Origin of the sequence: Parvularcula maris, assembly GCF_024505085.1 — a bacterium.
Classification (GTDB): Bacteria; Pseudomonadota; Alphaproteobacteria; order Caulobacterales; family Parvularculaceae; genus Parvularcula; species Parvularcula maris.
The window spans coordinates 350,926-368,000 of record NZ_JANIBC010000002.1; the positions used below are offsets into that span (position 1 = coordinate 350,926).

General features: G+C 65.0%; 14 protein-coding genes. 8 read left to right on the forward strand and 6 right to left on the reverse strand.

From position 1 onward, the window contains the following. Positions 1-73: 73 nt before the first annotated feature. Complete coding sequence (locus tag NOG11_RS04965) at positions 74-2,311, forward strand: TonB-dependent receptor (RefSeq protein WP_256618580.1); 2,238 nt, start codon at positions 74-76, stop codon at positions 2,309-2,311. A gap of 144 nt (positions 2,312-2,455) precedes the next feature. Here NOG11_RS04965 and NOG11_RS04970 read toward each other — a convergent pair whose 3' ends face one another. Then, on the reverse strand, positions 2,456-3,382 hold the full coding sequence (locus NOG11_RS04970) for a LysR family transcriptional regulator (protein ID WP_256618581.1): 927 nt from the start codon (positions 3,380-3,382) through the stop codon (positions 2,456-2,458). A gap of 118 nt (positions 3,383-3,500) precedes the next feature. Between NOG11_RS04970 and NOG11_RS04975 the strand changes: the two genes are divergently transcribed. Together NOG11_RS04975 and NOG11_RS04980 are read left to right on the forward strand one after the other, a co-directional pair. Further along, positions 3,501-4,265, forward strand: a complete 765-nt coding sequence (locus tag NOG11_RS04975; protein ID WP_256618582.1) for an SDR family NAD(P)-dependent oxidoreductase — start codon at positions 3,501-3,503, stop codon at positions 4,263-4,265. A 135-nt stretch (positions 4,266-4,400) separates the two neighbouring features. Continuing rightward, positions 4,401-4,868 carry an SH3 domain-containing protein gene (locus NOG11_RS04980; RefSeq protein WP_256618583.1) on the forward strand — a complete coding sequence of 156 codons (468 nt, stop codon included), beginning with the start codon at positions 4,401-4,403 and terminating at the stop codon, positions 4,866-4,868. Here NOG11_RS04980 and NOG11_RS04985 read toward each other — a convergent pair. After that, a complete protein-coding gene (locus tag NOG11_RS04985) occupies positions 4,865-5,353 on the reverse strand; it encodes a peptide-methionine (S)-S-oxide reductase (RefSeq protein ID WP_256618586.1) in 489 nt (162 codons plus the stop codon). The genes NOG11_RS04980 and NOG11_RS04985 overlap by 4 nt on opposite strands. 156 nt (positions 5,354-5,509) lie before the next feature. Between NOG11_RS04985 and murJ the strand changes: the two genes are divergently transcribed. From murJ to NOG11_RS05000, 3 genes are all read left to right on the forward strand, one after another. Further along, the gene (murJ, locus tag NOG11_RS04990; RefSeq protein ID WP_256618587.1) at positions 5,510-7,087 is read left to right on the forward strand and encodes a murein biosynthesis integral membrane protein MurJ; all 1,578 of its coding nucleotides are present in this window, start codon (positions 5,510-5,512) and stop codon (positions 7,085-7,087) included. A 239-nt stretch (positions 7,088-7,326) separates the two neighbouring features. Next, complete coding sequence (locus NOG11_RS04995) at positions 7,327-8,277, forward strand: MotA/TolQ/ExbB proton channel family protein (RefSeq protein ID WP_256618588.1); 951 nt, start codon at positions 7,327-7,329, stop codon at positions 8,275-8,277. A 3-nt stretch (positions 8,278-8,280) separates the two neighbouring features. Beyond that, positions 8,281-9,309 carry a peptidoglycan -binding protein gene (locus NOG11_RS05000; protein ID WP_256618589.1) on the forward strand — a complete coding sequence of 343 codons (1,029 nt, stop codon included), beginning with the start codon at positions 8,281-8,283 and terminating at the stop codon, positions 9,307-9,309. Here NOG11_RS05000 and NOG11_RS05005 read toward each other — a convergent pair. Next, positions 9,296-10,063: a hypothetical protein gene (locus NOG11_RS05005; protein ID WP_256618590.1), complete on the reverse strand. Its 768-nt coding sequence runs from the start codon at positions 10,061-10,063 to the stop codon at positions 9,296-9,298. The genes NOG11_RS05000 and NOG11_RS05005 overlap by 14 nt on opposite strands. Before the next feature lie 275 nt (positions 10,064-10,338). On the opposite strand from NOG11_RS05005, the gene cysD reads away from it, so the two are divergent. Both cysD and cysN read left to right on the forward strand, forming a co-directional pair. Continuing rightward, complete coding sequence (cysD, locus tag NOG11_RS05010; protein ID WP_256618591.1) at positions 10,339-11,457, forward strand: sulfate adenylyltransferase subunit CysD; 1,119 nt, start codon at positions 10,339-10,341, stop codon at positions 11,455-11,457. Next, a complete protein-coding gene (gene cysN / locus NOG11_RS05015) occupies positions 11,457-13,355 on the forward strand; it encodes a sulfate adenylyltransferase subunit CysN (RefSeq protein WP_256618592.1) in 1,899 nt (632 codons plus the stop codon). Before cysD ends, cysN begins: the two co-directional genes overlap by 1 nt. A 144-nt stretch (positions 13,356-13,499) precedes the next feature. Here cysN and NOG11_RS05020 read toward each other — a convergent pair whose 3' ends face one another. The 3 genes from NOG11_RS05020 to NOG11_RS05030 all read right to left on the reverse strand — a co-directional run bounded on the left by NOG11_RS05020 (position 13,500) and on the right by NOG11_RS05030 (position 16,987). Beyond that, positions 13,500-13,889: a YybH family protein gene (locus tag NOG11_RS05020; protein WP_256618593.1), complete on the reverse strand. Its 390-nt coding sequence runs from the start codon at positions 13,887-13,889 to the stop codon at positions 13,500-13,502. Beyond that, positions 13,886-15,493 carry a cisplatin damage response ATP-dependent DNA ligase gene (locus tag NOG11_RS05025; RefSeq protein ID WP_256618594.1) on the reverse strand — a complete coding sequence of 536 codons (1,608 nt, stop codon included), beginning with the start codon at positions 15,491-15,493 and terminating at the stop codon, positions 13,886-13,888. Before NOG11_RS05025 ends, NOG11_RS05020 begins: the two co-directional genes overlap by 4 nt. Before the next feature lie 171 nt (positions 15,494-15,664). Continuing rightward, positions 15,665-16,987 carry a trypsin-like peptidase domain-containing protein gene (locus NOG11_RS05030; protein ID WP_256618595.1) on the reverse strand — a complete coding sequence of 441 codons (1,323 nt, stop codon included), beginning with the start codon at positions 16,985-16,987 and terminating at the stop codon, positions 15,665-15,667. Between the last annotated feature and the right edge of the window lie 88 nt (positions 16,988-17,075).

Genomic DNA, 17,075 nt, shown 5'->3' on the forward strand with positions numbered 1-17,075 from the left:
ACTCCTGTCCGGTCTGTAACCAGGCTTCAACACCGCGCGAACAGCGCCTCATCACTTTCGCAGGGATTCGACCATGGGTTACCTTCTTTCCGGCGTTGCAGCAGCCGCGCTTCTTCTCCCCGTTCAGGCCTCGGCGCAGCCGGCAGAGATGGACGACGTCATCACCGTCACCGCGCAGAAGCGCGAGCAGACCCTCGCCGAGGTGCCGCTCTCGGTCGATGTCATCTCCGACGATGAGCTCGACAACATCACCGCCAACGGCGCGGACATCCTCTTTCTCGCCAGCCGCACCCCCAGCCTCTACGCCGAGGGCTCCTTTGGCCGGGTCTTCCCCCGCTTCTACATTCGCGGCCTCGGCAACTCAGACTTCGACCTCAACGCCAACCAGCCCGTCTCCGTGGTGCGCGACGAGGTGGTGCTGGAGAACCCGATCCTGAAGGGCCAGCCGATCTTCGACCTCGACCGCATCGAGGTGCTGCGCGGACCGCAGGGCACGCTCTTCGGCCGCAACACCCCCGCCGGTATCGTCAAGTTCGAGACCGCCAAGCCGACCTTCGAGCCCGAAGGCTATGCCCGCCTCTCTTACGGCAGCTTCGACACCTATGATGCCGAGGCCGCCGTCAGCGGACCGCTCACCGACAAGCTCGCGGGCAGGCTCTCCTTCCTCGCGCAAGGGCGCAACGACTTCGTCGACAACACCTTCGAGGACGGCCCCATCGACGGCTTCGAGAACTTCACCAGCTACGCCGCCCGCGCTCAGCTCCTCTACAACCACAGCGACGACATGCGCTTCCTCCTGAACGTCCACGGCTACGAGCTCGATGGCGGTAGCCGGACCTTCCGCGCCAACGCCATCGCGCCGGGCGGCGGCTTCGCCGACGGTTTCGACCGCCGCGAGGCGGCCCAGGACGGCATCCAGTTCCTGCGCACCGAGCAGTATGGCGGCAGCTTCCGCAGCGAGTGGGATGTCGGCCCCGGCACGCTGACCTCGATCACCGCCTATGAGAGCGTCACCGTGGATGCCCGCGGCGACGTGGACGGCGGCTTCGGCGCCGATTTCGCGCCGCCCTCGGGACCTGGCTCGATTCCAGGACCTGCTGGCGACCCGGACAACATCTCCATCCCTTTCCCCGCTGAGAGCCAGGACAACATCTCGGACCACTACCAGTTCACCTCCGAGACCCGCTACGCCTTTCCGGCCACGGACAGCATCGACCTCATTCTGGGTACGTTCTTCTTCCGCGAGGAGCTCGAGATCGAGAGCTTCAGCTTCGACACGCTGGCGGGCAACGTCATCAACGGCTTCGCTATCCAGGACCAGGAGACCGACGCCTACGCCGCCTTCGGCTCGGCGGAGTGGCGTGCCACGGACCGCGTGACCATCAATGCGGGCCTGAGGGTCAGCCGCGAGGAGCGCGACTTCGAAGCCAGCCGAATCGTCGGCCCCTTCGGTGCGCCGCCCCTCGGCCCGATCGAAGCTGACCTCGAAGACACCCAGGTCACCGGCGACTTCTCTATGCGCTATCAGCTTACGGATGGTCTCTCGGTCTACGGCCGCTACGCCCGCGGCTTCCGCGCGCCCAACGCCCAAGGCCGGGTGGTCTTCGGCGACTTCGTGACCGTGGCCGATACCGAGACCATCGACAGCGTCGAGCTCGGCACCAAATACGACCTGCCCGAGGGTCTCGGCTTCGTCAGCGCCACCCTCTTCGGCTTCAACACCAACGACCAGCAGCTCACGGCCGTTGGCGGCGCGGGCAACTTCAACCAGCTCCTCAACGCCGACGGCGTCGTAGGCTGGGGCGTGGAGATCGACGGCGCCATCGAGCCGGTGGAGAACCTCTCCATCACCTTCGGCTACAGCTTCAACGACACCCGCATCGACGACGAGCTTCTCGAGGTGGGCATCTGCGGCTCTCCGTGTACGCCGACCGATCCGATCAATCCGCTGACGGGCAACGCGCAGATCGACGGCAACCCGCTGCCCAACGCGCCCGAGCACATCGCCAACGCCGCCGCGCGCTACGAGGTGCCGGTCAGCACGGGGATGGTCTACGGCTTCGTCGACTGGGCCTACCGTTCGGAGATCAACTTCTTCCTCTATGAGAGCGAAGAGTTCCGCTCCGGCGACAAGTCCGAGGTCGGCGCACGCCTCGGCTATGTGCACGGCGAGGGCGGCTTCGAAGTGTCCGCCTTCGGACGGAACATCTTCAACGAGCGCGTCTTCGACGGCGCGGTGGACTTCAACAACTTCACCGGCTTCGTCAACGACCCCGCCACCTGGGGCGTCGAAGCGCTGGTGCGGTTCTAAAGAAGAGAGGGGCTAAGGCCCGTTATTGCTTACCTCTCCCGCCTCGCGGGAGAGGTCAAAACCTGGCGCAGTCAGGTTTTGGGTGAGGGCCTCGGCGAAGCCGTTCTGCAAGGCTAGTCATCAAGACTCGCGCTCAGAACCCCCTCACCCTCGGTCCCTCTCCCGTGAACGGGAGAGGGAGGCGGTAGAGGCACGACCAGAAACCCTGCCCAGCACGCTTTCGATATTGCCGATCAGCCGCTCCATCACCGGGTCCGCACGCCCCTCGTCGCGGCGCACCACCCACATCTCGAACAGCATACCTTCGACCGGTCCGTAGACCTCCACCAGATGCTCCGCATCGAGACCGATGAAGCGGGGCAGGAGGGCCAGTGCCCGATTGTGATGGGTCGCCTCCAGAACCAGGGCCGTCGAATTCATCCGAAAACGGACAGCCTCCCCGCCGATATGCTCGGTCACCCATGTCGCGCTCGGCAGGCCCGCCATGGTGGCGGCGAGGCTGATCCAGGCTTCGCCGCGCAGCTCGTCGAAGGTTTCGAACCGGCGTTCGCCATAGTGCTCACCGGCACCGAAGACGGAGAACCGGCCGTAGCCCTCGGCCCTCAGCCTTCTCGCCTTAAGAGGCCCGGATGCTGGTCTCTTGTTGCGCAGGGCCAGATCCGCTTCGCCCTTCGTGAGGTCCACAAACCTGTTGGTGGGGCGTAGCTCGATCTCCACCCCTTCCAGCCCCTCGCCCAGCACGGAAAGCCGCTTGGAGAGGAAGCCGCCGATCAGCTCGCCGCAGGTCACCGCGATCCGGCGCCGCCCCGACCGGCCCTCCGTGAGCTGACGCTCGAACCGCTGCACCGCAGCGCGCATGTCCCCGGCGGGGCCAGCCAGCGACCGCGCCAGCTCCGTAGGTGCCGCGCCTTCGAGACCCCTGACGAAAAGCGAACCGCCAAGCTTTCCCTCTAGCGCCTTGATCCGGCGGCTGATGGTTGCCTGGGTCGTCCCCTCGGCCCGCGCCGCTTCGGAGAAGCTGCCGTGCCGCAGCACCGCTTCGAGCCATCTGATGTCCTGCCAGTCCGTCACGCCGCGCCCCGGTTAGCCATACATAAGCGTATAGCCCCATCCGCTGGCGGGGAATACCGCCCGGCGCAGCCATGGCGCATCTCCTAGTCACCGGCCTCAACCCTCAAGGAGCCAGACCATGACGAACCTCAACGGAAAGATCGCCCTCATCACCGGCGGCAGCCGCAGCCTCGGCCGCAACGCCGCCCAGCACCTCGCCAATAAGGGCGCCGACATCATCATCACCTATGTCCGCAACGAAGAAGCTGCCGCGGAGACGGTGCGAGACCTCGAGGCCCGCGGCGTCCGCGCCGCCGCCCTCCAGGTGGACCTCGAAGGCAGCGCCAGCATCGCTTCCTTCACGGAGCAGTTCAAACATCAGCTCAATGAATGGAGCGCCGAGCGCTTCGACATCCTCGTCAACAATGCGGGCATTACCTCCGAGCACCCCTTCGGCCAGATCCCCGAAGCGGAGCTCGACCGCCTCTACGACACCAACTACAAGAGCCTCGTCCTCCTCACCCAGGCGCTGGAGCCGCTCATCAACGACGACGGGCGGATCATCACCATGGGCACGGGGCTGACCCGCGTCACCTTCGCTCCCATGGTGGTCTATGCCGGGATGAAGGCGGCGGTGGAGACCTTCACCCGCTACCTCGCCCAGGACCTCGGCAAGAGAGGGATCACGGTGAACGCCGTGGCGCCCGGCGGCATCGACAACGACTTCAACGCCGACCGCTTCGAGAAGATGCCGCAGATGAAGGGGATCCTAGCCGAGAACACGGCCCTGGGGCGGATAGGCCGCACCGAGGATATCGGTCCGATCACGGCCTTTCTCGCCTCGGACGAGGCAGGCTGGATCACGGGCCAGAGGATCGAGGCAAGCGGCGGCTTCAAGCTCTGACCGCTCGCTGGCCGAACGGGTTTAACGAACCGTTCACCAAACTTTCCCTAACCTTCCCCCGGACCGTCTCACTCTTCTTCGATCCGGGGGAAACCCATGCGCTTCTGGCCACGCCGACTTGCCCTATCGTTCCTGATGCTGAGCGTCATTACCGCGCTCACCGCCCTCATGCCGGCCCGCGCTGAAAACGAGAGCCGCACGGGCTACTCAGGCTACCCCGTCCCCCGCTTCGTCGCGCTGAAGAAAGACGAGGTCTACGGACGGGCCGGTCCTGGTCTCGACGTGGTGGTGATCTACAAGAAGCGCGGCCTCCCTGTGAAGGTCATCGCCGAGACCTCCGACAATGTCTGGCGCCGGGTCGAGGACCATATGGGCCGCCGCGTCTGGATCAACCGCTCCATGCTCGCCGAGAACCGCCACGCCGTGGCCATGCAGCCCTCCATCCTCTTCGCAGGACCCACCCAGGCGGCGCTGCCTCGGGCACGGATCGAGCCCGGCGTCATGGCGGCGCTGGAGGAGTGCGAGGGCGGCTGGTGCCGCATCAAGACCAAGGACTATCGCGGCTGGACCGAAGCCAGCACCCTCTGGGGCGCAGGGCTCTAGCTCTCGATATATTCTGTATACTCACGGCGCAGGAGAGCCAGCTTCGGATCGATATAGGTCCGGCAGAACGGCGCATCGGGCCGCGACCTGCGGTAGTTGAGAAACCGCTTCTCGTTCAGTTGGAAACCTCGCAGGGGCAGAACCTTGGTCACCGGCTCGAAACCGAGCGAAGATGCGACCCCTCCCAGGACCGCCGTGACCTCTCCTGCCATCTCTTCATTCGTCACGTAGACGGCACTACGGTACTTCTCACGCATGGAATGATCCGAACCCGACGCATGGGTGCGCAGGTGGATCTCCAGAAGGGCAGCCAGCGGGATGATCTCGCGGTCGACCTGCAGCAGCACCCCTTCCGACGGCGCATCGTCCGGTGGGTCGCTCCACAGAAAACCCTGCCGCACGTCAGAGACCCCGCGCAGGGACTGGAACACCGCTTCAGTGCACCAATGGCACCCCCCGCCAAGGCCTAGCTCGTTGATCTTCATGCCCTGGAGATGGGAAGGGCCGGGTCCAGGTCAAAGCCTAGCACCCATCTCTCCCTCCGGGAGAGGTGACCAGAAAACCTAACCCCCACCCCCTTCGTTCTTGTTTGCGAAACCTCGCGGCCTTAACCCTATCCGCTTAGCCCGGCGGAGCCCCCCTTGCGGTCACTACTGAAGTCCCTCGCCACGGTGTCCGGCCTGACGCTGCTCAGCCGCCTGTTCGGCTTTGTCCGCCAGCTGATCCTCGCAGGCGTCCTGGGCGCGTCCGGCAACCCGGTGGCCGATGCCTTCATGGCCGCCTTCCGCCTGCCCAACATGTTCAGGCGCCTCCTCGCCGAGGGCTCGTTCCAGGCCGCCTTCGTGCCCCTCTTCCAGGGCGCCGAGGCGGACGGCGACCGCGAGGCAGCCAAGGCCTTCGCCGAGGACATCCTCGCCTGGCTGGTCTTGATCCTGACCACGCTCTCGGCGCTGATCATGATCTTCACCCCGGTGGCGATCTCGATCCTCACCTCGGGCTTCAGGGACGACCCGGAGCGCTTCGACCTCGCTGTCCTCTACGCGCGGATCATGTTCCCCTACCTTGCCTGCATGTCGGTGGTGGGGCTCTACGGCGGGATGCTGAACGCCATCGGCCGTTTCGCCGTGGCAGCGGCCGCCCCGCTCCTCCTCAATATCTGCATGATCACCGCCATGCTGGCCACGGCGCGGATGGAGGTGGAGGTGACCGGCCTCTACCTCTCCGTCGGCATCCTGATCTCCGGCGTCCTCCAGCTCCTCGCCCTGGTCTGGGGAGCCGCCCGCTCCCAGCTCCTCCTGCGCCTGCGCCTTCCCCGCTTCAGCCGCGCCGCCAAGCGCATGCTGGCGCTCGGCACCCCCGGCTTCATCGCCGCCTCGGCGCTGCAGGTGAACGCCATTGTCGGCACCAATATCGCCAGCCAGCAGAACGGCGCCGTCTCCTGGCTCGCCTATGCTGACCAGCTCTACCAGCTCCCCCTAGGCATGATCGGCATCGCCCTCGGCGTGGTGCTGATGCCCGCCATAGGACGAGCCCTCAAATCGGGCGACGAGCTGAAGGCCCGCAGGACGCTAGAGCAGGGCTTCCTCACCGCCCTCTTCTTCGCCCTGCCCGCGGGCGCGGGGCTCGTCGTGCTCGGCGAGTTCGTGGCGGAGGCTCTGTTCCAGGACTTGGCAGGGCTCGCCACCAGAAGCCTCGGCGCGGGCCGCTCGGCGTTCAACGACCGCGACGTGGAGATGGTGGGCGCGGCGCTCTTCATCTTCGGCTTCGGCGTCCCCGCCTTCGTTCTTCAGAAGGTCTTCGCCGCCGCCTTCTTCGCGCGGGAGGACACAGCCACGCCGATGAAGTTCGCCCTCGTCTCGATCACCCTCAACGCGGTCATCTCCATCGCCTTCTTCCCGGTGATCGCCTTTCTCAGCGTACCGGCGGGAACCGTGGTGGCGAGCTGGACCGAGGTGGCGCTCCTCTCCACCACCTTGAGGCGGCGCGGCGTGGTCCAGTTCCGCCATCTCTTCGGAAGGCTTCTGGGGATCGCCGTCTCGACGGCGGCCTTGGTGGCTGCCCTCCTCGCAGCGCTCCGATACAGGGCGGAGGCCGAGGCGGCGCTCTTCGGTCAAAGCTGGCTCCTCCTCTTCGCCGTGGCGGGGGCGGGGGCGGTGCTCTACCTCGTGCTGGGGTTCCTGCTCCGGGCGATCAGGCTGCGGGATTTCAGGGGGGCTTAGGAAAAGCGGGACGCGGCTCATCTCTCATCTCTCCCTTCGGGAGAGATCGACATCTTCGATGTCGAGTGAGGGCGAGCAGCGGACAAAGCTATTTCCTCGAACGCCCTCACCCGAAGCCTGCCGCAGCAGGCTTCGACCTCTCCCGGAGGGAGAGGTGGGCCAGAGCACCGTAAGCTCCTCCCCTTCCCTATTCAGCAACTTGTGGCATAGTGCCCCTTGGGCACAGGCACGGCAGGGTTATGGCGCGTTCTTTCGATCAACATGTCCGCTTCAGCGGGTCCTTCGGCACGGTTCTGAAGATGCTGATGGTGATCGGCTTTGTCGGGCTGATCGTCTTCTACCTTTCGCCGCTGAGCCCGCAGCCGAACAACCTCCTGACCGAGGCCTTCCTCGCCAACCCCTATCTCAACGGCTTGATCCTAGGCGTCTTGGGCCTCGGCATCATCTACTTCCTGAACCAGGCCACCGAGGTCGATCCCGCCATCGGCTGGATCAAGCGGGTGAGGAACTCCGTCGACAGCGCCCACACCGTGGTCCCGCGGGCGCCGAAGATCATCTCCACCGCCGCCTTCGTCCTCCATGAAAGCCAGTGGCCCCAGCGCCCCCTGACCCCCTCGCAGAAGACCTCGATCCTCGACTCGCTCTCGCTGCGGATCGACGAACGTGCCGATATCGGCCGCTACATCACCAATGTCCTCGTCTTTCTCGGGCTGCTCGGCACCTTTTGGGGCCTTCTGGGCACAGTCTCCGGTGTGGCCGACGTCATCTCGTCGCTCGCGGCCAGCGGCGGCGAGGGCTCGGCATCGGACGCGGTCGCCCAGCTCATCACCAACCTCAAAGGCCCGCTCGACGGCATGAGCACGGCGTTCAGCTCGTCCCTCTTCGGCCTCGGCGGCAGCCTGGTGCTCGGCATCCTCGCCCTCTTCGCAGGCCAGGCGCAGAACCAGCTCTACACCAGCCTAGAGGACTGGCTCTCGCTGCAGACCAACGACAACGCCAATGGCGGGCCCGCCCCCGAGGGCGGCTCGGCGCACTACTCCGCCGCCGAGATCGACCACACGCTGCAGCGTCTCGAGGCGGCCATCACCAAGCTGGCCTCGGCCCAGCACGAGGGCGCGGGCGCCGTGCAGCAGGAGATCCGCCAGCTCGGCCGCACGCTGCTCGAGGGCACGCGCGGGGGCAGGAGCTAGCCCGTGCCCCGCCGGCGTTCCCGAGGCGGCGAGGCGGCCATCTGGCCGGGCTTCGTCGACGGTCTCTCCTCCCTCATCCTGGTCCTCATGGTGGTGCTGTCGCTCTTCGTGGTGGCGCAGTTCTACTTAGGCGAGGAGCTGACCCAGAAGGACAGCGAGCTGGCGCGGCTTCAGTCGCGCATCGCCTCTCTCGCCGACCAGCTTGGCCTGTTGGAACTGGAGAACGCCGAGCTGCGCGGCCAGGTGACGTCCCTCACCGGTCTTTTGGAGGAGAAAGAGGCCGAGATCGCCGCGCTCACCGGGCGCCTCGCCGAAGCCGAGAGCGCCGTGGCCGCCTCTGCCGAGGAGCTCGAGGCCGAAAAAGCCCTCAGTGAGGACCAGAAGTCCGAGATCGCCACCCTCAACGCCCAGCTCGCCGCCTTGCGCAAGCAGCTCGCCTCCCTGCAGGAGGCGCTCGAAGCCGCCGAGGCCAAGGACCTCGAGCAGCAGGCCCAGATCGAGAACCTCTCGACCCGCCTCAACGCCGCCCTCGCCAGAAAAGTCCAGGAGCTGGCCGAGGTGCGCTCGCGCTTCTTCGAGAGCATGCGGGAGGTCCTGCGCGACAACCCCAACATCAAGGTCGAGGGCGACCGCTTCATCCTGGGCTCGGACCTTCTCTTCGGCTCTTGCTCCGCGAGCCTTTCGGAGCGCGGCCGCTCGGAGCTGCGCCGGGTGGCAAATGAGCTCATCAAACTGGAGCGCTCGATCCAGAACCTCGACAACCAGGAAGGCGTGCGCGGCTGGATCATCCGCGTCGACGGCCATGCCGACCAGCTCCCCCTAGGACCCAACTGCCGGGTGCTCTTCGACAGCAACTGGGAGCTCTCCACCGAGCGGGCGCTCTCGGTCGTGCGCTACCTTGAGAACCAGGGCGTGCCGGGCAACCGCTTGGTGGCGGCAGGCTTCGGCGACGAGTACCCCCTCTACGGCGGGCGCGACGCAGCCAGCCTAGCTGGCAACCGACGCATCGAGCTGAAGATCACTCAGCGTTAGCAGAACATGCAGACGGCAGCTTCTCATCCTCGCGCCTAAGAAGCGCTGCCATGCACCAACGCATGTCAGCATGGCGCAAGAACTCACTTCTAGTGAACGTTAGCTGATCAATATGATTACTGAGCAGTTCATCGACCCCTTCGATGGCGGCGATGCGCTTCGATAGCCTCAGCTGCTCTTCCTGTTTTAGGTCCGCGACACAGCCTCGATCAAGATACAGCCATCCAGACGCCCTTTCGTCCTTGCAGGTCCGTCTCACTGCTTGAACATCCTTTGGTGAGAGCGCGGAACGTAAAGCCTTTCGGTATGGTGCGGTAGCGTCGAAACGAAGGTGGTCACCGTCAGCCGACAGAATTTTCAACGCCTGTTTCCGTGTGTCACTATCAAGGGCAGTCAAGGCATCGGCGCCGATCAGGTCACTCAGTACCTCCCAAGTCAGATCGATCCCGGTCGATTCCGAGGCCAGAACGGCACTCGTGATGAAGCGCTCGCTGTCCCGGTCCTCTGCCATCCGCGCAACCTGCGCGTACTCGATGACCGCACCGAGATAGTCTGCTGCCGCGTCCAAGCCATCCGCCTCGTTCTCGAAGATCGGAGCGAGGTCCGACACAAGCCGATGCGCGGTCTTCTTTCGCAGATTTTGTTCGTTGTAGGCGTCGCCAACCAGAACGAGCACGACGCCGATGGCAAGGAGAGCTGCCTCGACCAGCTTTTCGAGCCAGTTGATGCTTCTCCACTGTGACTCAACACTCATGCACCCCTCCCATTAAGCTCTAGTCTACGGCGGTATTCACCGCCGGACCACCCTCCGACCATACCCCTGCATCGGCGTGGGACGAAGGCTCCATTCACGCCGTGCAGCTATGGCAAACTAAACATTGATACCGCAGATTCCTCTCCGAGAACGCCGACCACAGCTGAATAATCTATTATCCTTCAAACCCTTAAGTGGTTTCCCACGATTAACTGCGTTTTCCGGCTGGTTTTCCCACGACTCACGGCATAGGTCTTGCTGACGGAGGCCGTATGATGACCGCGGACACACTTCTCAAACGAGCCGAGCGCCTCAGCGAGCGCTCCGGCCTGTCGATCACCACCATCTCACGCAAGCTCCTCAACGACGGCAAGGGGCTTGAGCGCATCAGGAACGGGGGCGGAATGACCCAGAAGACCCTAGACCAGGCGACCGAGCGGCTGGACGCCCTCGAAGTCGCCGAGACCCCTCGTGCCAAGGAGCTTCTCAGCCCCGAGGCGATGACCCATCTCGACCGGCTGGAGGCCGAAGCCATCCACATCATGCGCGAGGTGGTGGCCGAGGTGGAGAACCCGGTCATGCTGTACTCGATCGGCAAGGACAGCGCGGTGATGCTGCATCTGGCGCTCAAGGCCTTCTACCCGGCCAAGCCCCCCTTCCCCCTCCTGCATGTCGATACGACCTACAAGTTCCGCCAGATGATCGAGTTCCGCGACGCGCTGCCCGAGCGCCTAGGCGTCGACCTCCGCGTCTGGAAGAACGAGGAGGGCATCGCCAAAGGTGTGAACCCCTTTACCCACGGCTCGGCCGTGCACACGGACATCATGAAGACCCAGGCCCTCAAGCAGGCCCTCAGCCACTACAAGTTCGACGCGGCTTTTGGGGGCGCGCGGCGCGACGAGGAGAAGTCCCGCGCCAAGGAGCGGATCTTCAGCTTCCGGACGGCCGATCACCGCTGGGACCCCAAAAACCAGCGCCCCGAGCTCTGGAACATCTACAACACGCGCACCGCGCCGGGGGAGAGCACGCGGGTCTTCCCGATCTCGAACTGGACCGAGCTCGACGTCTGGCAGTACATCGCCCGCGAGAACATTGACATGGTGCCGCTCTACTTCGCAGGCGTCCGCCCCGTGGTCGAGCGCGACGGTACGCTGATCATGGTCGATGACGACCGCATGCCGCTCCATCCCGGCGAGAAGCCGATGGAGAAGATGGTCCGCTTCCGGACGCTCGGCTGCTACCCGCTCACCGGTGCCGTGGAGAGCTCCGCCGACACCCTGCCCAAGATCATCGAAGAGATGCTTCTCTCCAGAAGCTCCGAGCGCCAGGGCCGGGTCATCGACCACGACCAGTCCGCCTCGATGGAGAAGAAGAAACAAGAGGGATACTTCTAATGGACGGCTCGGTTTTCAACGAAGGCGACGACATCCACGAGTACCTCGCCCAGCACGAGAAGAAGGACATGCTGCGCTTCCTGACCTGCGGGTCGGTGGACGACGGCAAGTCGACCCTGATCGGCAGGCTCCTGCACGACGCTAAGTCTATCTTCGACGACCAGCTCGAGACGCTGGGTTCGGACAGCAAGAAGTTCGGCACCCAAGGCGGCGAGATCGACTTCGCCCTCCTCGTCGATGGCCTCGCGGCGGAGCGCGAGCAGGGCATCACCATCGATGTCGCCTACCGCTTCTTCTCCACCGACAAGCGCAAGTTCATCGTCGCTGACACCCCCGGCCACGAGCAGTACACGCGCAACATGGCCACCGGCGCCTCTACGGCGGATCTCGCGATCATCCTGATCGACGCCCGCCACGGCGTCCTGCCCCAGACCAAGCGCCACAGCTTCATCTGCTCGCTGCTCGGTATCCGGAACGTCGTCGTAGCCATCAACAAGATGGACATCGTCGATTTCCGCGAGGACAAGTTCCGCGCGATCGAGGAGGACTACCGGGAGTTCGCCAGGCAGCTCGACTTCGAGACGATCGTCTGCATGCCGCTCTCGGCGCTCAAGGGCGACAACATCCTCACCAAGTCCGAGAAGACGCCATGGTATGACGGCTCGGCACTTCTTCCCTATCTCGAAACGGTCAAGACCGAGCGCAAGGACGGCCAGCCCTTCCGCATGCCTGTTCAGTGGGTCAACCGCCCCAATCTCGACTTCCGCGGCTTTGCCGGCACGGTGGTCTCCGGTGAGGTGCGTCCCGGCGACGAGGTGGTGATCCTGCCCTCCGGCAAGCGCACCAAGGTCGCGCGCATCGTCACCCGTGAGGGGGACCTCGCCTTCGCCGACAAGAACCGCGCGGTCACCCTGACCTTGGAGGACGAGGTCGACGCCAGCCGCGGCGACGTGATCGCCGCTGCGGGCAGCCCCGCCGAGCAGGCGGGCCAGCTGCAGGCCAAGATTATCTGGATGGACGAGGAGGAGATGCTGCCAGGGCGGCAGTACATCCTCAAGTCCAACAACCGGATGATCCCGGCGCAGATCACCGACCTCAAGCACCGCATCGACGTCAACACGCTGGAGCACCTCTCGGGCAAGACGCTGAAGCTCAACGAGATCGGCGAGTGCAACCTCTCGCTCACCCAGCGCCTGGTCTTCGATCCCTACCAGGACAACAAGGCGATGGGCAGCTTCATCCTGATCGACCGGCTGACCAACACGACGGTCGGTGTGGGGATGATCGACTACGCGCTTCGCCGTTCGAAGAACGTGCACTGGCAGGCGCTCGAGGTCGACAAGGAGGCGCGCCGCAAGCTGACCGGCCAGAAGAGCGCCATGCTCTGGTTCACCGGCCTTTCGGGCTCGGGCAAATCGACGGTCGCGAACCTGGTCGAGAAGCGCCTGCACGACCTCGGCAAGCTGACCTATGTCATGGACGGCGACAATATCCGCCACGGCCTCAACCGGGACCTGGGCTTCACCGATGCCGACCGCGTGGAGAACGTCCGCCGCGTGGGCGAAGCGGCCAAGCTGATGGTCGACGCGGGCGTCATCACCCTCGTCTCCTTCATCTCTCCGTTTGCCAACGAACGCCGTGCCGTCCGTGAGCGGATGGAGGACGGCGAGTTCATCGAGGTCTATGTCTCGACCCCGTTGGAGGTCGCCGAGCAGCGCGATGTGAAGGGTCTCTACAAGAAAGCCCGCAAGGGTGAGATCAAGAACTTCACCGGCATCGACAGCCCCTACGAGCCGCCGGTGAGCCCGGAGATCGACATCGACACCTCAGAGGTTGCCGCCGAAAAGGCCGCCGAGATGATCGTCGAGTATCTCGACAGGAACGGCTATCTGGGTTGATCGGGAGAGGGCTCCTAAGCCCCTCCCCCTCAGCCTACCGGCAGCTCCCCCTCGGGGAGGGGGAGCGAAGTAGAGAAGGGCGTATGGACTGCTTCCCTCCCCTACTCGTGGGGGAGGTGCCCGAAGGGGGGAGGGGGCCGGCCCTTACCCCATAGGGCGCTCCGTATTCTGCGCAGCAGCAATCAGCCAACGCTCATTCTGCTTCTCCAGCAGAAACGACAGACGCCCTCGGCTACTCTGCTTCTCTCCGTCTTCACGCAGCACCGCCCCATCGATCCGGTAGGCGCACTCGACGTAGGCGAGTTCTGTAGTCTGCCTATGAGTCCGAAGCTCCGTGATGGTCAGCTCAGCCTCCTTTAAACCTTTTTGAAAAGCACCGGCATGGGCCCTCTCGATCTCAGCAGGGCTGTTCATCAGCTTGCCGTAGATATTGGTGAAGTGGGCGTCCGTTGCCATCAGTCTTCGGATCTCTTCCGCCTGCTTGCTGTTCCAGGCCTTCACAAATCCTCGGACAACGTCCTGCGGGTCACTCACGGCGCGGCTCCTTGTGCGTCGAGCATGTTCTCCAGCACCTGAAGCTGGTCCGCCTCGGCGGGGGGCTTGTCCCAGCGCAGACGGTTGATGCGAGGAAAGCGCATGGCCACCCCCGATTTGTGGCGCGGCGAGCGCTGCAGGCCCTCGAACGCCACCTCCAGCACCAACCCCTTCTCCTTGTTCGCTGTCACCGAGCGCACGGGGCCGAAGCGGTCTATCGTGTTGTCACGGACGAACTTGTCGATCTTCTTCAGCTCCTGATCCGTGTACCCGTGATAGGCTTTGCCGACGGGAATGAGCTCCCCCTCCCGCCAGCAGCCGAAGGTGTAGTCGGAGTAGAAGCTCGAGCGCTTGCCCGAACCGCGCTGAGCATACATCAGCACGGCATCGACGAGGTAGGGCTCCTTCTTCCACTTCCACCAGTACCCCTTGGGACGACCCGGAAGGTAGGGTGCGTCATTCAACTTGAGCATGACGCCTTCGATGGCAGCGATCGGCGGATCCGAACGCATGCGCTCCAGCTCCTCCCAGCCCGACGCCTCGATCCGTTCGGAGACATCCACTCGCCCCCTTCCCTCGCTGAGCAGCTCCTCAAGACGCACCCGTCGCTCATCCAGCGTCCGCTCGCGCAGATCCTCCCCCTCCGCCCAAAGAAGGTCGTAGGCACGGACAAAGGCCGGATGGGTCTTCAGCATCTTGGCACTGACGGTCTTGCGGTTGAGGCGCTGCTGCAGATCGTTGAATGGGCGCACCTTGAACCGGTCCGTGGTGAGAGGATCATAGATCAGCAGCTCTCCGTCGATGGCGGCATCCACGGGAAAGCCCTCGATCACGTCCGGGAAAGCGCCGGAGATGTCGTCTCCCGTGCGCGAGTAGAGTCGCGCCTCGTCGCCGTCGCGCACGAGCTGCACGCGGATGCCGTCCCATTTCCACTCCTTCCGCATACGGGAGAGGTCGATCTTCGGCTTGTCCAGCTCCTCCACCGGATGGCTCAGCATGACCGGGCGGAAGGGCGCGCGCATGGCGTTGACCGGTTTCTCCGCGCGGCCTTCGAGCCAGGCGAAAAGCTCCTCATAGGGAGTGGTGAGACCGTGCCAGAGCTCTTCGATCTCTTGCGGCTCCACCCCGCCATACTCAGCCAGCGCCACCTTCACGAGGCGCGAGGCGACGCCGATCCGAAGCCCGCCGGAGATCAGCTTGATCAGTGCCCAGCGTCCGGAGGGGTCGAGCGCGTCGAGCCAGCGCTCCAGAAGCTGCGGCGCCTCGGCCTTGGTGGTCTCGTTCAGCTCCTCGATCACCTCGGACAAGGAGGGCACGTAGTTCGCCCCCCGCTTCTGCGGCCAGATCAGCGCCGCCGTCTCGGCGCTGTCGCCTGTGTAGTCGCGGGAGAGGTCGTAGAGCACGGGGTCGACCCGGCTCGTGACCAGCGCCTTGATGGCCGCGGGCTTGAGGGTCTTCACCTCCAGGTCGCGGGTGATCGCCGCCACCGCCCAGCCCCGCTCGGGATCGGGCACGTCGGCGAAGTAGTCCTTGAGGAGCTGCACCTTGGCGTTGCGGGAAGGGGTGAAGATCAGCCGGTCGAGCAGCTCGGCGAAACGGTTCATGAGGGGGATGTAGGGTTCAAGAGAGAGCCGTCATCCCGGAAGCCGAAGGCTATCCGGGACCCATGGACCATAGACGATGCAAGGCGTTCAACCGCCGGGGTTTGCCTCAAAAGGCAGGCCATAGGTCCCGGATAACGCTGCGCGTTTCCGGGATGACGGCAAGCGGGAACCCTACGGAAGCAGCGTCTCGTAGAAGAGCCGGTCCCCCCGGCGCACTAGAATCTTCACCGGACCCGAGCGGGCGTCGCGCAACTTCTCCAGCCGCTCGCTCACAGTCTCGACGGTCTCCGCCTGCTCCCAGCCGATCTCCAGGATCACGTCGCCCGGCTGCAGCGAGGAGTGGCCGGTCAGGTGGTTGGCGACGCCGGTCACCATTACGCCCTTAATGTTCTCGGGTAGGTCGTAGCGGCTGGCGATGTCGGCGGAGACGGTCTGCAGCTTGAGGCCCGCCATCTCCACATTGCCGCTGTCTTCGGAAAGGCTCGCCATGCGCGCCTCGCGCGTGACCAGGGTGACCCGGAGGGACACCCGCTTGCCGCCCCGGTTGACCACCAGGGGGATCGCCTCGCCGATCGGCGCGTCGGCGATCCGGCGGGTGAGATCCCGGCGACCGCTGATGGCGTTGTCGTCGAAGCGCAGGATCACGTCTCCAGTCTGCAGGCCCGCCAGCGCCGCCGGGCCGTCGGAGACCGCGATGCCCGTGACCAGCGCGCCCGCGCCCCGCTTTAGGCCCAGCCGCTCTCGGGTCGGCCCGTCCACGTCATCCAGAAACGCACCGAGATAGCCGCGCGTCGTCCGCCCTGTCTTGATGAGCTGGCCCACCACCGGCGCCGCCAGCTCCGAAGGCACGGCGAAGCCCACCCCGACGCTGCCGCCGGACTGGCTGAAGATCACGGTGTTGATGCCGATCACCCGTCCGCGGCGGTCGAACAGCGGCCCGCCCGAATTGCCGCGATTGATGGCGGCATCGGTCTGGATGAACTTGTCATAGAGCCCCGCGCCGATGTCCCGGCTCTGCCCCGAGACGATGCCTGCGGAAACCGAGGAGCCGAGCCCGAAGGGGTTGCCGATGGCCAGCACCCAGTCGCCGACCCGCATCCCCTCGCTGTCGCCGAAGGTCAGCGCGTTGAAGCGGCGGTCGGGGTCGACAATCTCCAGCACGGCCAGGTCCGTCTCGGCATCCGTGCCGCGCACCTTCACCCGGTAGGGCCGGTCGTCGCCGAAGATCACCACGAGGTTGCTGCCTGCGTTCTCGATGACGTGGTTGTTGGTCACGATCATGCCGCGGCTATCCACCACGAAGCCCGAGCCCAGCGCCCTCGGCTCGGCATTGAGGCTGGCGCCCGGCGGCAGGGAGGAGACGTTGACCACCGAAGGAAGGACGTCCTCGACCAGGTCCGCGAAGCTGTCGGGCGCGGCGGCTGCCTCGATCGGCAGCGCGATCACGAGAGCGGCGGCGAACAGCCGGACGGCGGTCGCGAGGTCCTTGAACATGGTCAGCCCTTCCCTTGCTGCCCCTTGGTTACCGCAGATTAGGGTTCAGCGGAAGGGTCGAGATAGCTTGCCAATTGACAGTCAACCT

Bases quoted from the DNA above. Each gene is read 5' to 3' on its own strand.
- NOG11_RS05025 (WP_256618594.1), bottom strand. From the start codon at position 15,493: ATGAACCGTTTCGCCGAGCTGCTCGACCGGCTGATCTTCACCCCTTCC.
- NOG11_RS05005 (WP_256618590.1), bottom strand. From the start codon at position 10,063: ATGAGTGTTGAGTCACAGTGGAGAAGCATCAACTGGCTCGAAAAGCTG.
- cysD (WP_256618591.1), top strand. From the start codon at position 10,339: ATGACCGCGGACACACTTCTCAAACGAGCCGAGCGCCTCAGCGAGCGC.
- cysN (WP_256618592.1), top strand. From the start codon at position 11,457: ATGGACGGCTCGGTTTTCAACGAAGGCGACGACATCCACGAGTACCTC.
- NOG11_RS04985 (WP_256618586.1), bottom strand. From the start codon at position 5,353: ATGAAGATCAACGAGCTAGGCCTTGGCGGGGGGTGCCATTGGTGCACT.
- NOG11_RS04995 (WP_256618588.1), top strand. From the start codon at position 7,327: ATGGCGCGTTCTTTCGATCAACATGTCCGCTTCAGCGGGTCCTTCGGC.
- NOG11_RS04975 (WP_256618582.1), top strand. From the start codon at position 3,501: ATGACGAACCTCAACGGAAAGATCGCCCTCATCACCGGCGGCAGCCGC.
- NOG11_RS05030 (WP_256618595.1), bottom strand. From the start codon at position 16,987: ATGTTCAAGGACCTCGCGACCGCCGTCCGGCTGTTCGCCGCCGCTCTC.
- NOG11_RS04980 (WP_256618583.1), top strand. From the start codon at position 4,401: ATGCTGAGCGTCATTACCGCGCTCACCGCCCTCATGCCGGCCCGCGCT.
- NOG11_RS04965 (WP_256618580.1), top strand. From the start codon at position 74: ATGGGTTACCTTCTTTCCGGCGTTGCAGCAGCCGCGCTTCTTCTCCCC.